At 62.9% G+C, this 21,473-nt stretch carries 22 protein-coding genes and 2 pseudogenes; 15 read left to right on the top strand and 9 right to left on the bottom strand.

Annotated features, from left to right (window positions below):
* The first annotated feature begins 80 nt into the window (after positions 1-80).
* The 5 genes from deoA to AC07OK_RS17695 all read left to right on the top strand — a co-directional run bounded on the left by deoA (position 81) and on the right by AC07OK_RS17695 (position 3,800).
* Entirely contained in the window at positions 81-1,403 is a 1,323-nt protein-coding gene (gene deoA, locus AC07OK_RS17715) for a thymidine phosphorylase (RefSeq protein WP_494691539.1), read from the top strand.
* An 11-nt stretch (positions 1,404-1,414) separates the two neighbouring features.
* The gene (locus AC07OK_RS17710; protein ID WP_070267263.1) at positions 1,415-1,822 is read left to right on the top strand and encodes a cytidine deaminase; all 408 of its coding nucleotides are present in this window, start codon (positions 1,415-1,417) and stop codon (positions 1,820-1,822) included.
* Between the two features lie 3 nt (positions 1,823-1,825).
* Positions 1,826-3,046: a nucleoside deaminase gene (locus AC07OK_RS17705; protein WP_494691538.1), complete on the top strand. Its 1,221-nt coding sequence runs from the start codon at positions 1,826-1,828 to the stop codon at positions 3,044-3,046.
* An 83-nt stretch (positions 3,047-3,129) separates the two neighbouring features.
* Positions 3,130-3,372, top strand: coding sequence for a hypothetical protein (locus AC07OK_RS17700; RefSeq protein WP_494691537.1), 243 nt, complete (start codon positions 3,130-3,132; stop codon positions 3,370-3,372).
* A 38-nt stretch (positions 3,373-3,410) separates the two neighbouring features.
* Entirely contained in the window at positions 3,411-3,800 is a 390-nt protein-coding gene (locus AC07OK_RS17695; protein ID WP_494691536.1) for an aspartyl protease family protein, read from the top strand.
* 43 nt (positions 3,801-3,843) lie between these two features.
* Here AC07OK_RS17695 and AC07OK_RS17690 read toward each other — a convergent pair whose 3' ends face one another.
* Entirely contained in the window at positions 3,844-5,298 is a 1,455-nt protein-coding gene (locus AC07OK_RS17690) for an HD domain-containing phosphohydrolase (protein WP_494691535.1), read from the bottom strand.
* A 114-nt stretch (positions 5,299-5,412) separates the two neighbouring features.
* On the opposite strand from AC07OK_RS17690, the gene AC07OK_RS17685 reads away from it, so the two are divergent.
* On the top strand, positions 5,413-6,015 hold the full coding sequence (locus tag AC07OK_RS17685) for a hypothetical protein (RefSeq protein WP_494691534.1): 603 nt from the start codon (positions 5,413-5,415) through the stop codon (positions 6,013-6,015).
* Between the two features lie 94 nt (positions 6,016-6,109).
* Here the strand turns inward: AC07OK_RS17685 and AC07OK_RS17680 are convergent, their stop codons facing one another.
* The 6 genes from AC07OK_RS17680 to AC07OK_RS17655 form a co-directional block, all read right to left on the bottom strand.
* On the bottom strand, positions 6,110-6,496 hold the full coding sequence (locus tag AC07OK_RS17680; protein ID WP_494691533.1) for a VOC family protein: 387 nt from the start codon (positions 6,494-6,496) through the stop codon (positions 6,110-6,112).
* Positions 6,497-6,506: 10 nt separating this feature from the next.
* Positions 6,507-6,932, bottom strand: coding sequence for a VOC family protein (locus AC07OK_RS17675; protein WP_494691532.1), 426 nt, complete (start codon positions 6,930-6,932; stop codon positions 6,507-6,509).
* Positions 6,933-7,050: 118 nt separating this feature from the next.
* Positions 7,051-7,836, bottom strand: a complete 786-nt coding sequence (locus AC07OK_RS17670; RefSeq protein WP_494691531.1) for a LytR/AlgR family response regulator transcription factor — start codon at positions 7,834-7,836, stop codon at positions 7,051-7,053.
* Positions 7,833-8,762: a sensor histidine kinase gene (locus AC07OK_RS17665; RefSeq protein WP_494691530.1), complete on the bottom strand. Its 930-nt coding sequence runs from the start codon at positions 8,760-8,762 to the stop codon at positions 7,833-7,835. The genes AC07OK_RS17670 and AC07OK_RS17665 overlap by 4 nt, the downstream gene beginning before the upstream one ends.
* A complete protein-coding gene (locus tag AC07OK_RS17660; RefSeq protein WP_494691529.1) occupies positions 8,759-9,025 on the bottom strand; it encodes a hypothetical protein in 267 nt (88 codons plus the stop codon). Before AC07OK_RS17660 ends, AC07OK_RS17665 begins: the two co-directional genes overlap by 4 nt.
* Before the next feature lie 129 nt (positions 9,026-9,154).
* Positions 9,155-9,727: a GNAT family N-acetyltransferase gene (locus tag AC07OK_RS17655; protein ID WP_494691528.1), complete on the bottom strand. Its 573-nt coding sequence runs from the start codon at positions 9,725-9,727 to the stop codon at positions 9,155-9,157.
* An 89-nt stretch (positions 9,728-9,816) separates the two neighbouring features.
* Between AC07OK_RS17655 and AC07OK_RS17650 the strand changes: the two genes are divergently transcribed.
* The 3 genes and pseudogenes from AC07OK_RS17650 to AC07OK_RS17640 form a co-directional block, all read left to right on the top strand.
* Entirely contained in the window at positions 9,817-9,951 is a 135-nt protein-coding gene (locus tag AC07OK_RS17650; RefSeq protein ID WP_494691527.1) for a hypothetical protein, read from the top strand.
* Positions 9,952-10,017: 66 nt separating this feature from the next.
* Positions 10,018-10,806, top strand: a pseudogene (locus tag AC07OK_RS17645) (choice-of-anchor A family protein); the annotation flags it as partial.
* Positions 10,807-10,848: 42 nt separating this feature from the next.
* Positions 10,849-10,947 (top strand): annotated as a pseudogene (locus tag AC07OK_RS17640) (FxDxF family PEP-CTERM protein); the annotation flags it as partial.
* Here AC07OK_RS17640 and AC07OK_RS17635 read toward each other — a convergent pair.
* Together AC07OK_RS17635 and AC07OK_RS17630 are read right to left on the bottom strand one after the other, a co-directional pair.
* Positions 10,910-11,590 carry a TetR family transcriptional regulator C-terminal domain-containing protein gene (locus tag AC07OK_RS17635; protein ID WP_494691526.1) on the bottom strand — a complete coding sequence of 227 codons (681 nt, stop codon included), beginning with the start codon at positions 11,588-11,590 and terminating at the stop codon, positions 10,910-10,912. The pseudogene AC07OK_RS17640 and the gene AC07OK_RS17635 overlap by 38 nt on opposite strands.
* The gene (locus AC07OK_RS17630; protein ID WP_494691525.1) at positions 11,572-13,047 is read right to left on the bottom strand and encodes an aminotransferase-like domain-containing protein; all 1,476 of its coding nucleotides are present in this window, start codon (positions 13,045-13,047) and stop codon (positions 11,572-11,574) included. Before AC07OK_RS17630 ends, AC07OK_RS17635 begins: the two co-directional genes overlap by 19 nt.
* A gap of 203 nt (positions 13,048-13,250) precedes the next feature.
* Here AC07OK_RS17630 and aptA point away from each other — a divergent pair, with 203 nt between their 5' ends.
* From aptA to AC07OK_RS17600, 6 genes are read left to right on the top strand one after another with little or no spacing between them, the layout of a single operon-like run.
* Positions 13,251-14,567: an omega-aminotransferase AptA gene (gene aptA, locus AC07OK_RS17625; protein WP_217942987.1), complete on the top strand. Its 1,317-nt coding sequence runs from the start codon at positions 13,251-13,253 to the stop codon at positions 14,565-14,567.
* Between the two features lie 13 nt (positions 14,568-14,580).
* On the top strand, positions 14,581-15,696 hold the full coding sequence (ald, locus tag AC07OK_RS17620; RefSeq protein ID WP_494691524.1) for an alanine dehydrogenase: 1,116 nt from the start codon (positions 14,581-14,583) through the stop codon (positions 15,694-15,696).
* Positions 15,697-15,718: 22 nt separating this feature from the next.
* On the top strand, positions 15,719-17,221 hold the full coding sequence (locus AC07OK_RS17615) for a CoA-acylating methylmalonate-semialdehyde dehydrogenase (protein WP_494691523.1): 1,503 nt from the start codon (positions 15,719-15,721) through the stop codon (positions 17,219-17,221).
* Positions 17,222-17,249: 28 nt separating this feature from the next.
* Positions 17,250-18,620, top strand: a complete 1,371-nt coding sequence (locus tag AC07OK_RS17610; RefSeq protein WP_494691522.1) for an NAD(P)-dependent oxidoreductase — start codon at positions 17,250-17,252, stop codon at positions 18,618-18,620.
* The gene (gene preA, locus AC07OK_RS17605; protein WP_494691521.1) at positions 18,620-19,915 is read left to right on the top strand and encodes an NAD-dependent dihydropyrimidine dehydrogenase subunit PreA; all 1,296 of its coding nucleotides are present in this window, start codon (positions 18,620-18,622) and stop codon (positions 19,913-19,915) included. The genes AC07OK_RS17610 and preA overlap by 1 nt, the downstream gene beginning before the upstream one ends.
* A gap of 60 nt (positions 19,916-19,975) precedes the next feature.
* A complete protein-coding gene (locus tag AC07OK_RS17600) occupies positions 19,976-21,457 on the top strand; it encodes an NCS1 family nucleobase:cation symporter-1 (protein WP_494691520.1) in 1,482 nt (493 codons plus the stop codon).
* Positions 21,458-21,473: the final 16 nt, after the last annotated feature.

Raw genomic sequence — 21,473 nt, 5'->3', positions numbered from 1 at the left:
ATAGACAATCGGTACTACGGGCGGGTCTGCGGACCCGCCCTTGTGCTTTCAACACCCAATAATTCAAAGCGGAGAATTCCATGTTCTTACCTCAAGAGATCATTCGCAAGAAGCGTGACGGCGGCGTCCTGTCCGCTGAAGAGATCCAGTTCTTCGTTGGCGGCATCACCTCGAACCGCGTCACCGAAGGCCAGATCGCCGCGCTGGCGATGGCGGTCTACTTCAACGACATGACCATGGACGAACGCGTCGCCTTCACGCTGGCGATGCGCGATTCCGGCGAAGTGCTGGACTGGCGCTCGCTGGACCTGCCAGGCCCGGTGGTCGACAAGCACTCGACCGGCGGCGTCGGCGACGTGGTCTCGCTGCTGCTCGGCCCTATGGTCGCGGCCTGCGGCGGCTTCGTGCCGATGATCTCCGGCCGTGGCCTGGGCCACACCGGCGGTACGCTGGACAAGTTCGATTCCATCCCCGGCTACAGCACCGTGCCGACCAATGAGCTGTTCCGCAAAGTGGTCAAGGAAGTCGGCGTCGCCATCATCGGCCAGACTTCGTCGCTGGCGCCTTCGGACAAGATCTTCTACGGCGTGCGTGACGTCACCGCCACGGTGGAATCGGTCGCCATGATCACCGGCTCCATCCTGTCGAAGAAGCTGTCGGCAGGCCTGGACGCGCTGGTGATGGACGTTAAAGTGGGCAGCGGTGCCTTCATGCCGACCTACGACAAATCGGTCGAACTGGCGGACAGCATCGTCAAGGTCGGCAACGGCGCCGGCATGATGACGTCGGCCATCCTGACCGACATGAACGAATCGCTGGCGCCATACGCCGGCAACGCGCTGGAAGTACGCGGCGCGATGGACTACCTGACCGGCAAATCGCGTCCTGCGCGCCTGCACGAAGTGACGATGGCGCTGTGCGCCGAGATGCTGGTGCTGGGCAAACTGGCCGCCACCGAAGAAGAAGCGCGCGCCAAGCTGCAAGCGTCGCTGGATAGCGGCGAAGCCGCCGAACGCTTCTCGCGCATGGTGGTCGCGCTGGGCGGTCCGGCAGACCTGATGGACAATCCGGACAAGTACCTGGAGCGTTCGCCGATCATCGTTCCGGCGCCTGCGCTGGTTTCCGGCTATGCTACGGCCGCCAACTGCCGCGACATCGGCCTGGCCGTGGTGAGCCTGGGCGGTGGCCGTCGCCGCGCTGCCGATCCGATCGACTTCGCTGTCGGTTTGACCGACCTGGTTGGCCTGGGTGACAAGATCGAAGCCGGCCAGCCGCTGGCGATGGTGCACGCGCGCACGCAGGAAGCTGCCGAGCAGGCGATCCGTGAAATCCAGACGGCCTACCAGATCGCCGGCACTGCGCCGACCGCGAACCCTGTCATCTACCGCACGATCCGTCCATAAGAGAGTCGCACATGAACAAACAAGAACTGATCGTCGAAGCCGCCGCCGCGCGCCTGAAGGCTTACACGCCGTATTCCAACTTCAAGGTCGGCGCTGCGCTGCTGACCAATGACGGCAAGGTCTTCCACGGCTGTAACGTGGAAAACGCGTCCTACGGTCTGTGCAACTGCGCCGAGCGCACCGCCTTCTTCAGCGCTTTCGCGCAGGGCTACAAGCCGGGCGATTTCTCGCAGCTGGTCGTCATCGGCGAGACTGATGGTCCTATCGCGCCGTGCGGCGCTTGCCGCCAGGTGATCCTGGAGTTGGGCGGTAACGAACTGCCGGTGCTGCTGACCAACCTCAAAGGCGACATTTACGAAACCACGGCAGCCGAGCAACTGCCGAACGCCTTCGGCGGCGCTGACCTGAAGAAGAAGTAAAACTTGGCCATCAAGAAGACAATCGATGTGCAGGCAGCCGTCGCGATCGCGGCGGCGGAGGCTATCGCCGCCAAAACGCAGGGCACTTTTGGCGTCGGCGGCTTGATGCTCGATCAGAATGGCAACGTGTTGCAGTCGCTGCACAACAACGTCATCAAGCAGGGGCTGATCTTCGACCCGACCGCGCACGGCGAGCGCCAGTTGATCGACTGGTACTACGCCGAACGCGCCAAGGGCCGCGAACTGCCGGAACCTCAAGACATCACCATCGTCACCTCGCTCGATCCCTGCTGCATGTGCAGCGGCGCGATCCTGGCTGGCGGTTTCAATGTGGTGGTGGCCGCGCCGGACAAAAGCGCGGGCGTCAACTACGACGCCAGCGCCACCTTCAGCGCGCTGCCGGAACCGTTGCGGCCACAGGCCGAAGCGACGTTCAGCTACCCGGCCATCCTTGGTTCTTCGCTGTACACGCGCGCCAGTTCGGGCGCTGCGCCGAAGTCCTTCTTCATCGGTAAGACGATCTCGGAACCGACGCAGGCCTTGTGCTCATTGGTGTTCGAGGCCACGGCCGGCGAGGTGACGGAGCTGTTCAACACCGATCTGCCGCAACAGCAATTGAAATGTCCGATGACGCTGGCGTCCGACCACGGCATCGTGCGCGCGTTGCGACAGCTGTATCCGGACGCATTGGCCTACCGCTGCACGCCGCAGCATCCGGACGCCGGCCTGGCGCCGTTCCTGCTGCAAGCGATGGCGCGCGACCGCGAACATGGCGGGGCAGGGGACGCGGCGGCCTTGCTCGATTCGTTCGGCAATCTGCTGCTGTGCATGCCGGGCCGGATGTCGCAGTCGGGCATCCGCAGCGCCTTCATGGAAACCACGCGCGCCTACGCGCAACTGCGTTTCAAGCTGATGGCCGGCGCCACGCCGGTGCAGCAGGACGAAGTGCGCCAGTATCTGGGCCACCCGAAGGACGGCACCTTCGTCTTTGCCCAAGGGCCGGACAGCGGCGCCATCAGCTTCATGAACCTGGGCGCCTACGGCTCGACGATGGAAGGCCCGCTGCCGCTGAAAAACCCGACGCAGTTGCAGTACGTGCTGCCGGCCATGCCGGAAGCCGAACTGGCAGCGCTGTGCGCCGCCATGCCGCCGCTGTACCGCAACATCATCCGCATCCGGCCTACCCAGGTCGCCGACCAGGACCTGATCGCCGCGCTGGCCTAAGCTTGTCTTGCACGCTTGGCCTGGCACTGAGATAGTGCTAGGCTAAATTCCATTCCCATCGATGGTCGTTGGAGGAACTGGAAATGTCTATATTGCAAAAGGAACTCCAGGTATTCGCTCAGAACCTCGGCGCTTTGCTGGCGGACGAAGGCAAGTATGCTGTTATTTCTGGAGAAACCATACTTGGCACATACGACAGTTTCGAGGACGCCATCAAGGCTGGCTATGGCGCCTTCGCGTTGACACCGTTCTTAGTGAAGCAAGTTTTACCTGTTGATGAAGTCGTTTATATCAATCGCGACGTGCTTCCCCAATGCCCAGCTTAAATTTTCCTATCAGCCGCGAGGGCCCGATCATTACAGTCATGATCGGTATCAGCGCATTGTACAAAGATGTGCTAGTTGCGGCAGGAGTATCCGCGCCACCCGCTGCTCGCGGAAAGTTCTTGATAGATACGGGGGCCAGCCGCACATGCATCGATTCGACTTTGGTAGGGCAGCTCGGATTGCCATCAATCGGATCGATTAATGTTCAAACGCCCTCTACCAAGGGTGTTCCTCAAGCATGTAAACTCTTTGATGCAATGCTCTTCATCCCTGGAAAGCGATCGGCGGGCTACCGTATTTCAACGCTTGCGTTGATCGAGGTCAGTCTGGCTGGTCAGGGAATTGATGGTCTCATCGGCCGAGACCTGCTGAACCGTTGGACCTGCATCTACAATGGCACAGCGGCGTCGTTCGCCTTGTGTTATTGACTGCGCCACCAAGCTACCGCTGCACTGCAAGAGTTGCACAGGATCAGATCAGCCGTAGCGTTGCCGCCTTGAGGGTTGCGGCGGCGCGCGTGCTGCATTCCAGTTTGCGAAACACATTTTCCACGTGCGTGCGCACCGTGCTCGGGCTGATTGCCAATGAGCGTGCCACTTCTTTGTTGGTTAGGCCCAGGCTGATGCCACGGAAAACGTCGGTCTCCCGCTCCGTCAACAAGACTTTGTTTTGCGCGCCGTCTGTGGTGGGCGCCGTGCCGCTGCAGATCGCCCGCACGGCGGTGCTGTCGAAGCGGCCGGCATCGGCTTCCGTTTCCAGCAGCAGGCGTGTTGCGTCCGGTGTCATCGCCGCGCGCCAGGGCCGCAGCGATTGCAGCGCGATCCATGCCGACGCGGCGGCCACGATCCGGCCCTCGACCGGAATCGATGCTCCTGTGCAGGCGCGGAAGGCGCCGCTGCCGTCCAGCCGTTCGGCGGCATAGGAGCCGATATTCGCCGCGCTGGCCAGGGCGCCGATGCGCGTGGTGGCGCGGCTGGTCCAGTAGGGCGCCAGCCGCAGTTGTTCGCGTGCGGCTGCTGACAGCCGGCCGGTCACATTCCATACCGAATTGGGTACCGCCGCGCGGCCGATGCCATGCACCAGCGCGGCCCGGTGGCAGCGCTCCGCCGTCTCCATGCCGAGTCCCATCGCGATCGCGCCGCAGCGTGCCGCTTCCGCCACGCGACGCGAATAGCCGGTCATCCACGGCAGCTTCAGATCGATCACGTCGGCCAGCAGTTCCAGCGAAACGGTGCCTTGTTCGGCAAGCGCACCGAATGACAGCGATGCCTGCCAGCTCTCGTCGTGGTCCAGTACTTCCAGCCATGAAGCCGCATGCTGCAGCGCGACTGCCGCCAGCGGCGCCGGGTAAGCCTTGCCGCTTTTGATGCGGATGATGTCCAGCATGCGCTCCTGACCCTGCGCGCGGCTGAGGACCTCGATGTCGCTGGCCAGGGCCACGATGTAGACGCTCTCTGGCACGCCTTGCGGCCATTCGTGATTGGGCCCGGTACCTTCTAGTGTCGTGAAGATCGAGCGCAGCGCCAGCTCGACATCGGCCGGTACGCTGAGCATGCGGGCGATGTCGCCCGACACCTCACAGTGGATCTCCGACAGTTTCTGGAAGGCGCCCTGCAGCTGCCTGCCCATCGCCGCATAGGCCGGGTCGCCGGTTTTCTGCGACATCAACAGCGCGCGGCCGCCGACATCGTCGCCAATCAGCGCGCTGAAATCCGGCGCATTGGCGGTGCAGCCCGACCAGCGCAGCAGCGCGACCTGCTGCACAGCCTCGCAATCACGGACGTCGCAGCCGGAGGCTTGGGACAGGCGCGCGCCCAGCCACGCGGTGCGCAACGAATGGTCGGTGGGTTGGCCCATGCTCAAGTCGCCGATATACGCCAGCGCGTGCATGATGTCTGTAACGGAGGCGGGGGTTTCGGGATACATCGGCCGATTATAGCCATCTTTGCCGCGCGGCCGGCATCGGACATTCGACCGATTACGGCGCGGCGCCGGGCGCGGCATAGTGCGGCCTCCACTTCATTCATCCGAGGAAACACCATGAAATTTATCTCCACCCTGATCGCCGTCGCCACGCTGGCCACCGCCGGCGCCAGTTTCGGCGCCGACCGCCAACTGCACCTGCGCGGCGACGTGACCGCGGTCGGCACCGGCGAGATGACTATCGTCGACCGCAAGGGCGTCATGACCACGGTGCAGTTGTTGGAGAAGGCGCAGGTACTGGACGTGTCGCGCAGCAGCCAGGCGGCGATCCAGGAAAACAGCTTCCTCGGCATTGCCGCAGCCCCCGCCCCGGATGGCAAGATCCGGGCGACGGGTGTGATGATCTTCCCGGAGGCGGCGCGCGGCATGAACGAGGGCCACTACCCTTGGGACAACATCGAACAGGGCACCATGACCAACGCCACGGTCGCCAAAGTGATCAAGAAATCCAGCAGCACCGAGTTGGAAATGCGCTTTGGTGGCAAGTCGCAGCAAGTGTTGCTGGACAAGGCTACCAGCTACGGGCAGTTCGTGCCGGGCGAGCGCAAACTGCTGGTGGTCGGCGCCAAGGTCATGGTGATCGGCGCGGAAGGTGCGGACGGAAAGGTCCACGCCAACGCGGTACTGGTCGGTCGCGACGGTTTCATGCCGCCGCTTTAAACCGGCAGTGGACCGGCCTCGCCGGCGGCAACGACTTCACCGGCGGCCGCTGGGAAGACCTGCACGGCTATAACTGGTTTGCAGGTCTTTAGCGTCACGCCGCGTTGGCGTCGCTCTGCATCATGCCGAAGATGTTGCCGTCGTGGTCTTTGGCGTAGGCCAGCCAGCCGATGCCGGGGATGGCCATCTTCGGCACCACTATCTCCGCCTTCAACGAACCCACGCGCGCCAGCATGCCGTCGAGCTGCTCGACATCGATGGTGCAGACGAAGGCGTTCACGCCTTGCATCGCCTCGGGCGCCGGCCCCCGGCGCGGCAGCAGGCCGCCGTTGATGCCGGGCTTGCTGCTGTCGCCGGTGTCAATCAGCCAGTATTCGCCGCCTTCCCACTTGTTGAAACTCCAGCCGAACAGCTCGGTGTAAAACTCGATCAGCACCTGCGGTTGGCTGGCCTGGATTTCAAAATGTACAGGACGTCCCATGATCTGCTCCTTAATCCGCCGGATCGTAAGTGCCGATGCTCCAGATGTGGCCCTCGGGGTCGCGGCAGGTGAAGCCGCGTCCGCCGTAGTCCTCGTCCTTGATGTCCAGCAGGATCTCGCCGCCGGCTTGCTTGACGTTGTCGTACACCTTGTCGGCGTCGTTGACGACCAGGTAGGCGCTTTGCGTGTTGAACTGGCCGATCTCGGCAGGCTGCTTCATCAGGCGGCCGAACTCGGTGTCGAACACCGAACCGAGCATGATCATGCCGTTGCCGAAACTGAGCTGTGCGTGGGCGATGCTGCCGTCCTCGTTCGGCACCACCAGCGTCGCTTCAAAGCCGAAAGTGGTGCACAGCCAGTCGATGGCGGCTGGCGCGTCGCGGTAGCGCATGCATGGAATGACGTTGCTGCGCGTCTGCTTGGGTATGCTGGTCATTGCGTTCTCCCTGTCGTGGTATGGAACAGATTCGATCAATATTTACCCCCATCCGTTCGGCGGCCTGGTGCGCCGGAACGATGCAAGAAAGTATATATTGATAACGATCAGACGGAGATTACATTTGCTGGAATAAATGGGCATTGCCGCGGCTGACTTCCAGCTGTTCGTCGAAGTTGCGGATCTTCACCATTTGCCGTCCGCGCAAGTCGCGCGTGACTTCTTCGATGGCATCGACCCGCACCAAGGTCGAGCGGTGGATGCGCCAGAATTCGTCCGGGTCCAGTTCGTCGGCCAGCTCCTTTAGCGTCTTGCGTATCAACACTTCCGCATGCGCGGTTTGCACCCGCGTGTACTTTTCGTCGGCGCGGAAGAACAGCACTTCGCGCGTGCTGATCATGCGCAGGTTGCTGCCGACCACCGCCTGGATCCAGCGCAGGTAGTCCGGCCTGGCGCTCGGCTTGCTCTGGCTGGACAACAACTGGCTCAGCTGCCGCTCGATGTTGGAGGGCTGCTGGCCGATCAGCGATTGCAGGCGCGCGCAAGTGGTCTTCAGGCGTTCGCCGCTGGCCGGCTTCAACAGATAATCCAGCGCGCCCTGTTCGAAGGCTTCGATCGCGTATTGATCGTAGGCCGTCACGAACACCAGGTGGCAGCGGTTGAACAGCATGCGCGCCGCCTCGATGCCGGACAGGCCCGGCATGCGGATGTCGAGGAACACGATGTCCGGCTGGTACTGGCCGGCCAGCGCCACGGCCTCGATGCCGTTGGCCGCCTCGGCGACGATCTCCAGTCCCGGCCACGCTTCCAGCAGGCGCGCGCGCAGCTGGCGGCGCATCGGTTCCTCGTCGTCGGCGATCAGCGCGGTGGCGCGGCGCTGGCCGCCCGGTGTGGCGATATTCATTTTGATCCTCCGGCGAAAATATCCGGCGCATACGGGATGCGGACGCTGGCGCGGGTGCCGCCGGTCAGCGGCGCTTCGATCACCAGCTGCGCGCGGTTGCCGTACAGGATGCGCAAGCGTTCGCGCACATTGGCCAGGCCGATGCCGTCGCCGGCATGGATGTTAAAGCCGATGCCGTCGTCCAGCACGTCCACCTGCAGCATGGCGCCGTCGACGCTGGCGCGGATGTCGATGCGGCCGCCTTCGATCTTGGGCTCCAGGCCGTGCTTGATGGCGTTCTCGATCAGGATCTGCAGCATCATCACGGGGAAGGTGGCGCTCAGCATTTCCGGCGGCACGTCGACCGACACCGCCAGCCGCGCGCCCATGCGCGCCTGCATGATGGCCAGATAGGCGCGCGACATCTCGATCTGCCGGCCCAGCGTGCCGCTGCCCTTGGCGCGCATCTGCGGCAAGGTGGCGCGCAGGTAGTCGATCAAATTCTGGTGGATGCGCGCGGCCTGCGGCGGATCGGTCTCGATCAGCTGGCCGATCAGCGCGAGCGTGTTGAACAGGAAGTGCGGTTCGACCTGCGCCTGCAAGGCCGCCATGCGCGCCTCGACCACGCGCCGTTCCATGCCTTCCTCGTCGGCGTGGCTGGTGGCGTCGCGCGCTTCGATCTCGGCCTTGCGCTTGCCGCCGGCCAGCACCTTCAGGCCCAGCGACAGCACGATGAAGGCGGCGGTCTGCTTGGGCAGGCCGAACGGCGTCAGGCCGAACAGCAGCAACAGCAGCCACACCATCATCAACTTGCGCCATTCCACCTGCGCCAGCCAGTCGAAGAAACGCCACCACATGCTGGTGGCCGTTTCGCCGATCTCGCGGATGATGTCGAGCAGGCTTTTGGCGTTGTCGTAGCCGGCCTTGGCCAGCCCGCGTTTTTTCATTGTTCATGCTCCTGGCGGCGACGCTGGCGGCGGCCGCCGACCACGCAGGCGCCGACGGCGATCTTCAGCACCAGGAAGAAGGCGAACAGCACCATCGCCAGCGGCAGGATGGTCAGGATGAAGGCCAGGATCAGCGCGGCGCCCAGCAGGGCGGGCGGCGACATGCGCTGCACCAGCCGCACGCCGTAGCGCACGGTCTGCGCGAAGGCGCGGAAGATTTCTTCCATCAGATCCATCACGGCCTGGCTGTTCAATTTACTCATTTGGAACTCCATCAAAATCGTTGCGATGGAATCACTGTAGCAAAGCCCTCAGGCGCGCTGTGGCGGATTCCGATCAACTGCGGTTTGAGCGGGATGGCCGGTTATTCCAGAGGATAAGCGGCGGCCAAATCAGTGCTTCTGTGTAATGACCGTTGCAGCATCCCAGTCGCTGCGCAGCAGGCCGTAGATCACGCTGTCGGAGATTTCGCCGCCGACGAACCAGCGCTCGCGCAGCAAGCCTTCACGCTGGAAGTGCAGGCCTTCCAGGATGCGGCCGGAGGCAATGTTGTCGGGGTGGATATCGGCTTCGATACGGTGCAGCTCCAGCGGGCCGAAGCCATAGGCGATCAGCGCGGCCAGGGCTTCCTGCATGTAGCGCTTGCCCCAGTGCGGTTGCGCCAGCATGTAGCCGATGTCGCAGCGATGGTTGCGACGGTCGAAGGCATACAGCGTGGCGGTGCCGATCAGTTCGCCGTCCGGCAGCACCACCGCCAGGCGCAGCGAGCTGCCGTCCTGGTAGCCCTTGAGGGTTTGTTCGATGTTGTCGACGGCCTGGGCGGCGTGCAGCCACGGGCCGCTGCTCCAGTAGCGCAGCGCGACGGGGTCGGAGAACAGGCGGAACATGGCGTCGGCATCGCCGTGGTCGACGAAGCGCAAGGTCAGGCGGGCGGTTTGCAGCTGGATGGGTTCGAAGCTTGGCATGCTCGTTCTTTATTTGGGAGACGGCCTGCCAGCTTAGCGGATTTCATACGGCCGTTGGTGATTTTCATAACGCCAACGGTGGCGATCACGTGCGGCACGCCAGCGATACGCCGGCTTCGGCCCATGCGGGCCTGACCGTGGGCGGCGCGCTCGGCGGCAACGTGCATGTGAACGGCCTGGGCGTGCTGGGAGTGATGCTGCGCCGCCGCAAACAGCAAGGGTGAAAGTGCTTCGTGGCAACGGAACATGATATACTTGAAGTAATTTAATTTGCTATCAGGGAACTATTCATGGTTGCTGTCACGAAAACCGCCGTTTCTGCTGTCGTACTTGCCATTGCTGCCCTGGGTAGCGCGCAGGCTGCCGTGCTGGATCTGGGGCTGCATGGCGCCAATGTCTTCTCCTTCACCGATTTCAAGGCGCCGAGCGCCGATGTCGAAGGCGCCATCATGGCCGGCCGCGATGTCCAGTTGGCCAATTACTCGGTCAATGCCAACAATGTCGACGCTTTTGGCGGCTATTCGCTGATCGCCGGCCGCGACCTGAAATTCACCAGCGGCTCGATCAAGAACGGCGACACCTTTGTCGGCGGCAAAGCCAGCCTGACCCAGAGCGTCGATGTGTACTCGAAAATCAAGACCGGCAAAACGCCCGTCAACATGACTGCGCTGGCCGGCCAGCTGACGTCGACGTCGAACTCGCTGTCCAAGCTGTCCACCACCGGCACCGCCACCGAGCAGTGGGGCGGGCTGAACATCGCCGGCAGCAAGAAGAGTGTGGAAGTGATCGACATCGACGCCAAGACGCTGTCGAAAGTCAGCTACTTCAACTTCAGCAACCTGAACGCCGGCTCCACGCTGATCCTGAACGTCAGCGGCGACAAGGGCAGCTTCAACGGCGGCTACCAGGGCTTCGAGAATTACAACGTGCTGTTCAACTTCTACCAGGCGACCGACCTGGGCATCCACACCGGCCTGACCGCCAACATCCTGGCGCCCCTGGCCAGCATCAACGGCGGCAGCGGCGTCATCACCGGCAATGTGATCGTCGATTCGTGGAGCTCGTCGGTGCAGATCAATGCCAGCCACTTCTTCAAGCCGGTCGACGTGCGGGGTTACACCAGCGCCGTACCGGAACCGGAAACCTATGCCATGCTGCTGGCGGGCCTGGGCCTGGTGGGCTTTATGGCACGCCGTCGCAAACTGGCTGCGGCAGGCTGATCGCCGACAGCACCATATCGACGATGACCTTCTCGGCATCGTCGAAGTCCTTCCTGGTGAGCTGCTTGCGGTTCAACACCAGCGCCATCTGCGCCGAAAAGTCCGCATAGGACTGCGTCATCGCCCAGATGGCGAACAGCAGGTGCGTCGCATTGATCGGCGCGATCTTCCCCTCGCTGATCCACTTCTCGAACACCTCGATATCCTTGCGCACCAGCGGCACCACGCGGTTCTGGATCTGCGCGCCGTACATCTGCGCGCCGCTGATCACCTCCATCGCGTACACGCGCGACGCCCACGGCTGCTCGCGCGAGAATTTCAACTTGGCCTGCACGTAGGTGCGCAGCACGTCGCGCGGGTCCTGGTCGCCGGCGGCCAGGTTTTCCATCCGCTCCAGCCACTCGTCGAGCACCTCGTCCAGCACGCGCTGGTACAGCGCCTGCTTGGTGGGGAAGTAGTACATCAGGTTCTGCTTCGACAGGCCGGCGTTCTCCGCCACGGTGGCGATCGAGGTGCCTTCGTAGCCGCATTCGGCGAACACCCGCACCGCTTCGGCGGCGATGTCGGCTTCCAGTTTGTCGCGATTGAGAACGCGCCGTTTGATCTTCGGCGCTGGCTCGGCATTCAGTTTTGCTGTCGGCATGTGAGTCTCAGGAAGGTCAGGAGTTGAGGGTGGTCGGTGTAGGCCACGTTGAAGCGGAACCAGATCGATTCCGGCGCGCGCAGCATGAAGAAATCGCACGGCGACAGCAGAATGCCGGACTTGAGCGCCAGGTCGGCGATGACCTTGCCGTTCCAGTCGGCGGTCGGCGCATCGCTCCAGCCGGCGCTGACGAACATGCCGCCGCGCGGCCTGGCCAGCGGCTCCATGCCGACGCTGCGCAGGCTGTCGATGGCGCGTTCGCGGCCGGCCTCCAGCTGGGTGGCCAGCTTGTCCACCATGCGCTTGTAGGGGCGCGCGGTGATGGCGTGGTAGACGGCGCGCTCGTTGATCTCGGAGGTGGTCAGTCCGGCCAGCATCTTCACCCGCAGCAGCTCGGGGATCAGCGAGGCCGAGGCGCAGATGGAACCCACGCGCAGCACCGGCGACAAGGTCTTGGAGAAGCTGCCGACGCGGATCACGCGCCGCAGGCCGTCCATCGCCGCCAGCGAGGCCTCGCCGCGCGGCGCCAGCTCGCGGTAGATGTCGTCCTCCACCAGCCAGAAATCGAACTGCTCGGCGAGGCCCAGCAGGCGATGCGCCTGCGCCACGCTGAGCGAAGTGCCCAGCGGGTTTTGCAGCACCGTGTTGACGAACATGAGCTTGGGCTGGGTTTGCGCGGCCTGCCGCGCCAGCGTATCGAAATCGAGGCCTTGCTCGCCGCGCGGTATGCCGACCGGCACGCAGCCGTGGTGGCGTATCAGCGACAGCAGGTTGCTGTAGCCGGGATCTTCGACGAACACGGTGTCGCCCGGCTTGGTCAGCGTGCGCAGGATCAGGTCGAAGGCGTGGGTGGCGCCGTGGGTCAGCAGCACCTGCTCCGGTTCGACCGGGAACAGCTCATCGCTCAGCGTCGATGACAGCTGCTGGCGCAGCGACGGAAAGCCCAGCGGATGGCCGTAGCCGCGCAGCCGGTTGGCGGGAATGCGCATCGCGTGGCGCACGGCGTCGAGGATGGTGTCCTCGCCATACCACTCGGGCGGCAGCCAGCCGGCGCCCACGGCCAGCGCGTCCGAGGTGCCGGAATACAGGTCGGGGGTGAGGGCGTCGATGGCGGTCGGCGTGGCCTGCAATGTCGACGGCAGCAAGGTCGCGGGAACGTCCTGGCGGGCCACGAAATAGCCGGAACCGCGGCGCGATGACAACAGCCCCAGTGTCACCAGGCGGTCATAGGATTCGACAACTGTAAAGGTGCTGATGCCATTACACTTCGCAAATTGCCGCACCGACGGCATTTTCGTTCCGATGCGCAACTCCCTGCGGCCCACCATCGCGCTGATGGCCGAGACGATCTGATCGACCAGGCTGCCCTTCTTGCTGCGCTCTATGGCGAGCACGGGCCAGCCCACCACTCCGGGCGGGCAGTCGGCTTGATCGATCGCAGGATTCGCTAGTTCCATCCTTGACTCCACTTAAAGCGCAAAGCAAAACTGTAGTGTTTTTGTTGCCAGTACGGTTGGACAGTTTTGATATTTGTGTATCTGTGCCATAGTTGTTGCGCTGTCTATTATTGCATCATCATTTTGCCAACTGGTAAATTTTTTTACGGTTCGTCAAAAAAATCCATACGTTTGCGAGCAAACTGTTATCCCAGGAGATGAGCATGAACGAATCCAGACCTGAATCGATGGCGTCCTTCTGGATGCCCTTCACGAACAACCGCGATTTCAAGGCCCATCCGCGCCTGCTGGTGTCGGCCAACGGCATGTACTACAAGGACGTCGACGGCAACAGCATCCTGGACGGCACCGCCGGCCTGTGGTGCGTGCCATGCGGTCACGCGCAGCCGAAGATCGTCGCCGCCGTGCGCGAGATGGTGGGCCAGCTCGATTTCGCGCCGACCTTCCAGATGGGCCACCCGGCCGCCTTCGACCTGGCCGAAAAACTGATGGAGTACACCAACCACAAATTTGGCCATGTGTTCTATACCAACTCCGGTTCCGAGGCGGTGGACACGGCGCTGAAGATCGCGCTGGCGTATCACAAGGCGCGCGGTGAAGCGAGCCGCACGCGCTTGATCGGCCGTGAGCGCGGTTACCACGGCGTCGGCTTCGGCGGCATCTCGGTGGGCGGCATCGCCGGCAACCGCAAGCCGTACGGCGTGATGCTGCCCGGCGTCGATCACCTGCCGCATACGCACAACCTGGAGAAGAACGCCTACACGCGCGGCGAGCCGGAATACGGCACCGAGCTGGCCGACGAACTGGAACGCATCGTCGCGCTGCATGACGCATCGACCATCGCCGCGGTGATCGTCGAACCGGTGGCCGGTTCCACCGGCGTGCTGATACCGCCCAAGGGCTACTTGAAGCGCTTGCGCGAGCTGTGCACCAAGCACGGCATCCTGCTGATCTTCGATGAGGTGATCACGGGCTTCGGCCGTTTGACCACGCCGTTCGCGGCCGACTACTTCGACGTCGAGCCGGACATGATGACCACCGCCAAAGGCCTGACCAACGGCGTGATTCCGATGGGCGCGGTATTCAGCAAAAAATTCATCCACGACGCCTTCATGGAAGCGCCGGCGGGCATTGAGCTGTTCCACGGCTATACCTACTCGGGCCACCCGGTCGCCTGCGCCGCTTCGCTGGCGACGCTGGAAGTGTTCAAGGAACAGAAGATCCTCGAACACGCCGCCGGCATGGCCGAATACTGGGCCGACGCCGTGCACTCGCTCAAAGGCCTGCCGCACGTGATCGACATCCGCACCATCGGCCTGATCGCCGGCATCGAGCTGGCGCCTATCGCCGGCAAGCCGGGCGCGCGCGCCTTCGCCGCCTTCAAGCAGGCCTTTGCCGACGGCGTTTTGATACGCACCACCGGCGACATCATCGCTTTGTCGCCACCGCTGGTACTGGAGAAAAAACACATCGACGAACTTTTTGGAAAGCTGACGACGGTACTTAAAAACTTAAACTAACGAGGAGAACACCATGCTGGTAGGCGTCCCAAAAGAGATCAAGAACCAGGAGTCCCGCGTCGGCCTTACCCCGGCCAGCGTGAAGGAACTCGTATTGCGTGGCCATCAAGTACTTGTGCAGAAAAATGCCGGCGTCGCCATCGGCTTGAGCGATGCGATGTATGAAGGCGCCGGCGCCACCATCGTCGAAGCGGCGGCCGAAATTTTCGCCCGCGCCGAGATGATCGTCAAAGTAAAGGAACCGCAGCCGGAAGAATGCGCGATGCTGCGCAAAGGCCAGATCCTGTACACCTACCTGCACCTGGCGCCGGACCCGGAACAGACCAAGGCGCTGGTGGAATCGGGCGCGGTCTGCATCGCCTACGAAACCATCACCGGCGCCAACGGCGGCTTGCCGCTGCTGGCGCCGATGAGCGAAGTGGCGGGGCGCATGTCGATCCAGGCGGGCGCCGCGCACCTGGAGAAATCCAAGGGCGGCATGGGTCTGCTGCTGGGCGGCGTGCCGGGCGTGGCGCCGGGCCATATCGCCATCATCGGCGCCGGCGTGGTCGGCACCAATGCCTTGCAGATGGCGGTCGGCATCGGCGCGCGCGTGACGATTTTGGACAAGAACATCGACCGCCTGCGCCAGCTGGATCTCATCTACGGCAACCGCATCTCGACCATGTATTCGAACGCGCACTCGATCGAGGAAGCGGTGCTCGATGCGGACCTGGTGATCGGCGGCGTGCTGGTGCCCGGCGCGGCGGCGCCCAAGCTGGTGACCAAGGACATGATCGCGCGCATGAAGCCGGGCGCGGTGGTGGTGGACGTCGCCATCGACCAGGGCGGCTGCTTTGAAACGTCGTACGCCACCACGCATGAAAAGCCGACTTACGTGGTCGACGGCGTGATCCACTACTGCGTGGCCAACATGCCGGGCGCCGTCGCCCGCACGTCGACCTTCGCACTGAACAACGCAACCATCGGCCACGCGCTAGCGCTGGCCGACAAGGGCTGGCAGAAAGCGCTGAAAGCCAATCCGCATCTGAAGAACGGTTTGAATGTCTGTCTCGGCCACGTCACCTACGAAGCGGTGGCGCACGGCCTTGGCTATACCTATGTTGACCCGGACAGCCTGCTGGGCTGATGCCGAAATTTGAAAGAAGATCATGAGCAACCTGGACACCATCACCCATTACATCAACGGCGTTAAAGTCGATACGCAAAGCGGCCGCTATGCGGACGTATTCAATCCCGCGCTGGGCGAACCGGTGGCCAGGGTCGCCCTGGGCACGTCGGAAGAAGTCGATGCCGCCGTGCGCGCTGCGGAAGCAGCTTTCCCGGCATGGGCAGCCACGCCGCCGCTGACGCGCGCCCGTGTTCTGTTCAAATACCTGCAACTGTGCCAGCAGCACACCGACGAATTCGCGGCGATGCTCACGCGTGAACATGGCAAGACCTTCGCCGATGCGCAGGGCGAAGTGGCGCGCGGTATCGAGATGGTGGAATTCGCGGTCGGCATTCCGCAGCTGTTGAAAGGCGAATTCACCGACCAGATCTCGCGCGGCATCGACGCCTGGTCGATGCGCCAGGCGCTGGGCGTGGTGGCCGGCATCACACCGTTCAACTTCCCGGTGATGGTGCCGATGTGGATGTTCCCGGTCGCTATCGCATGCGGGAACACCTTTATCCTCAAGCCTTCCGAGCGCGATCCGTCGCCGTCGCTGCTGCATGCGCGGCTGCTGAAGGAAGCCGGTTTGCCGGACGGCGTGTTCAACGTCATCCAGGGCGACAAGGTGACGGTCGATGCCTTGCTCGATCATCCGGTGGTGCAGGCGGTGAGCTTCGTCGGCTCGACGCCGATCGCCGAATACATCTACTCGCGCGGCTGCGCTGCGGGCAAGCGCGTGCAGGCATTGGGTGGCGCCAAAAACCACATGGTCGTCATGCCGGATGCGGACATGGAGATGACCGTCGATGCGCTGATGGGCGCGGCCTACGGTTCCGCCGGCGAGCGCTGCATGGCGATCTCCGTGGTGGTGGCGGTTGGCGATGCGGGCGACAAGATCGTCGATGCACTGGCAAAGCGCACCGCCGCACTGAAAGTGCGCGACGGCATGGCGTCGGATGCCGAAATGGGGCCTGTCGTTTCCAGCGCGGCCAAGCAGCGCATAGAGCGCTTGATCGGCGAAGGCGTGGAGCAGGGCGCGAAACTGGTGGTCGACGGACGCAATCACGTTGTGGCTGGACGCGAGAACGGCTTCTTCATCGGCGGTACTTTGTTCGATCACGTCACACCGGATATGACGATCTACAAGGAAGAGATTTTCGGCCCCGTGCTGTGCATGCTGCGTTCGCCGGACGTGGGCAGCGCGGTGGAGCTGATCAACCGCAACGAGTACGGCAACGGCGTGGCGATCTACACGCGTGATGGCGGCGTGGCGCGCGAGTTTGTGCGCCAGATCCAGGTCGGCATGGTGGGCGTGAACGTGCCGCTGCCGGTGCCGATGGCCTTCAATAGTTTCGGCGGATGGAAGCGCAGCCTGTTCGGTGACCATCACGCGTACGGTCCTGAAGGCGTGCGTTTCTACACGCGCCACAAGGCGGTGATGCAGCGCTGGCCGAACACCGCTAGCGCTGGCGCAGAATTTGCATTCCCACAGATGAAGTAATCGCCACCACGTTAAGCCAGGAAATCGTATGATGATCGAATCTCTCAAATACATGCCCCAGCCGAAGGAAGCCAATGCCACACTGGCGGAACACTTCACTGACCTGGCACCCGCGCTGAACGCGCGCCAGGCCGCGATCGAAAGTTCGCGCTGCCTGTATTGCTACGATGCGCCGTGCACGCGCATCTGCCCGTCCGATATCGACGTCGCCAGTTTCATCCGCAATATCCACGATGAGAACGTCAACGGTGCGGCCGTCGGCATCCTCAAACAGAACATCCTGGGAGGCAGTTGCGCGCGCGTCTGTCCGACCGAGATCCTGTGCGAGGACGCCTGCGTGCGCAATCACGATGCCGAAGGCCAGCCAGTGAAAATCGGCCTGCTGCAGCGCTACGCCGTCGACAACATGACGCTCACCGAGCACCCATTCACGCGCGCCGCATCGACCGGTAAGAAGATCGCCGTGGTCGGAGCCGGTCCCGCAGGCCTGTCGTGCGCGCACCGCCTGGCGATGCTGGGCAACGACGTGGTGATCTACGAAGCGAAAGAGAAATCCGGCGGCCTGAATGAATACGGCATCGCGAAGTACAAGCTGACCGATAACTTCGCGCAGAAGGAAGTCGACTTCCTGCTGCAGATCGGCGGCATCGAAATCAAGCACGGCCAGACGCTGGGCGGCAACGTTCAGCTGAAGGACCTGCACGCGCAGTACGACGCCGTGTTCCTCGGCCTGGGCCTGGGCGCCAGCAAGCAGCTGGGCCTGACCGGCGAAGACGCTCCCGGCCTGCTGGCCGCCGTCGACTACATCGCCGCGCTGCGCCAGGCCGATGACCTGAGCAAGCTGCCGCTGCCTGCGCGCGCCATCGTCATCGGCGCCGGCAATACCGCGATTGATATGGCGGTGCAGATCCAGCGCCTCGGCGCGGAAGAGGTCACGCTGGTGTACCGCCGCGGCTTCGACGCGATGAGCGCCACCGAACACGAACAACATATTGCGAAAGAAAACCAGGTCCGCATGCGCACCTGGGCCCAGCCGCAACAAGTGCTGCTGGACGAAGCAGGCCGCGTGCGCGGCATGCGCTTCGAGAAAACCGCAATCACCAACGGCCGTCTGGCTGGCACCGGTGAGACTTTCGAGATCGCGGCCGACGCGATCTTCAAAGCCATCGGCCAGAGCATGGACGAAAAGAGCATCAGTGATCCACTGGCGAAAACGCTGAAACGCGACGGTGACAAAATCCACGTCGATGATCAGTTCCGCACAGTCCTGCCGCGCATCTACGCCGGCGGCGATTGTGTGGCGCCCGGACAGGACCTGACCGTGCAAGCGGTACAGCACGGAAAACTGGCGGCACACGCCATCCATCAAGACATTAATGGTATGAAGGAGGCTGCATAATGGCTGACCTGAGCATAGAATTCTGCGGCATCAAGTCCATCAACCCGTTCTGGCTGGCCTCCGCGCCGCCGACCGACAAGGCCTACAACGTGGTGCGCGCATTCGAGGCGGGTTGGGGCGGCGTGGTGTGGAAAACGCTGGGCGAGGATCCGGCCGCCGTCAACGTATCGTCGCGCTACTCGGCGCACTACGGCAAGAACCGCGAAGTCCTCGGTTTCAACAACATCGAGCTGATTACCGACCGTTCACTGGAAATCAACCTGCAAGAGATCACGCAGGTGAAGAAGGACTGGCCGGACCGCGTCATCATCGTTTCGCTGATGCTGCCGTGCGAAGAGAAGCTGTGGGCCGATATCCTCCCGCTGGTGGAGGCCACCGGCGCCGACGGCATCGAGCTTAATTTCGGCTGCCCGCACGGCATGCCGGAACGCGGCATGGGCGCGGCGGTTGGCCAGGTTCCCGAATATGTGGAGATGGTCACGCGCTGGTGCAAGACGCACTCCAAGCTGCCGGTCATCGTCAAGCTGACACCTAACATCACCGACGTGCGCGCACCGGCGCGCGCCGCCAAGGCCGGTGGCGCCGATGCGGTCTCGCTGATCAACACCATCAACTCGATCACGCACCTGGACCTGGACCAGATGGTGGCCTTCCCGATCGTGGGCGGCGCCAGCACGCACGGTGGCTACTGCGGTTCGGCCGTCAAGCCGATCGCGCTGAACATGGTGGCAGAGATTGCGCGCGATCCGCAGACCAAGGGTTTGCCAATCTCCGGCATCGGCGGCATTGGCAACTGGCGCGACGCGGCGGAGTTCATGGCGCTGGGTTCGGGCTGCGTGCAGGTCTGCACCGCCGCCATGCTGCACGGCTTCCGCATCGTCGAAGAGATGAAGGACGGCCTGTCGCGTTGGATGGACGAGAAGGGCTACAAGAGCATCAGCGAATTTGTCGGCAAGGCCGTTCCTAACACGACGGACTGGAAATACCTGGACATGAACTACCAGGTCATCGCGCAGATCAACCAGGACGACTGCATCAAGTGCGGCCGCTGTTACGTGGCATGCGAAGACACGTCGCACCAGTCGATCGCGCAGCTGATCGACGCGGCCAGCGGCGAGCGCACGTATGAAGTGATCAAGGAAGAGTGCGTGGGCTGCAACCTGTGCGAAATCACCTGCCCGGTGCAAGGCTGCATCACGATGGTGCCGCAGAACACAGGCAAGCCATACATGAACTGGACGCAGGACCCGCGCAACCCGCGTGCGGAGAACATCAAGGTGACGGAAACGGTATAAACGGTATAAGGTACGGAACTTGCAGCGATAGAAGGAACATCAACCTTTGGAGAAAGCCCCGTGAGCAAAGAACTCTCTGGCAGCACGCAACTCTGGAACGAAGACCTGGCCCCGACCACGGCGGCGCAGCGCACCTGGCGCTGGTATCACTTCGCCGCGCTGTGGGTCGGCATGGTGATGTGCATCCCGGCCTATACGCTGTCCGCCAGTTTGATTGAAGGCGGCATGTCTGGCTACCAGGCCGTGCTGACGGTGTTCCTTGCGAACGCTATCGTTCTGCTGCCGATGCTGTTGATCGGCCACGCCGGCACCAAGTACGGCATTCCGTACGCGGTGCTGGCCCGCTCGTCGTTCGGCACCGCCGGCGCGCGCTTGCCGGCGCTGATGCGCGCCATCGTCGCCTGCGGCTGGTACGGCATCCAGACCTGGTTCGGCGGCCAGATGATCTACACGCTGCTCGGCGTGATGTTGGGCGGCGACATCGGTGGCGACAAGATCGCAGGCCTCGGCATTAACGGCGGACAGTTGTTGTGTTTTCTGGCTTTCTGGGGCATCCAGTTCTGGTACATCGTGCACGGCATGGATGCGATCCGCAAGCTGGAAACTTATACCGCGCCGCTGAAGATCCTGATCTGCTTCGTGCTGCTCGGCTGGGTCTACAACAAGGCCGGCGGCTTCGGTGAGTTGCTGTCGGCGCCTTCTCAATTTGTCGTGGGCGGCAAGAAGGCCGGCCAGTTCTGGTCCGTGTTCTGGCCTTCGCTGACGGCGATGGTCGGCTTCTGGGCCACGCTGGCGCTGAATATTCCCGACTTCACCCGCTTCGCCAAATCGCAGCGCGACCAGGTGCTGGGCCAGTCGGTCGGCTTGCCGGTGCCTATGGGGCTGCTGGCGATGATGGCGGTGATCGTCACCTCCGCCACGGTGGTCTTGTACGGCAAGGCGATCTGGGACCCGGTCGACCTAGCCAGCCGCATGACTGGCGCCGCTGTGCTGATTGCGCTGTTGATACTGTTGATCGATACGGTGTCTGTCAACCTGGCCGCCAATCTGGTCGGTCCGGCCTACGATTTTTCGTCGCTGGCGCCGAAGCAGATTTCGTACAAGGTCGGCGGCTACATCACGGCCGGCATCGCGATCCTGATGATGCCCTGGAAGATACTCGAATCCACGCAAGGCTACATCTTCACCTGGTTGATCGGCTACTCGGCGCTGCTGGGGCCTATCGCCGGCATCCTGATCGTCGACTACTACATGGTGCGCAAGACCGAACTGAATGTCTCCGAGCTGTATCGCGAAGACGGCCAGTACTCATATGGCAACGGCTGGAACACTGCTGCGCTGGTGGCGTTTGTGGTCGGCGTGCTGCCGAATATTCCCGGCTTCCTCAATGCCGCTTTCCCGGCGTCCTTCCCCGATGTGGCGCCCGTGTTTAAAACGATCTACACCTATGCCTGGTTTGTGGGAATCGCTATTTCCGCGCTGGTGTATGGCGTTATGATGAAGGGCAAAGCAGTTCCCGCGATCCGGGCTGCCCACCCCTAAAGAGATTCAGGAGATG

The sequence above is a fragment of the Duganella sp. GW821-FHT07G03 genome, from assembly GCF_059418605.1.
This window is presented reverse-complemented; position numbering and strand designations above follow the sequence as displayed.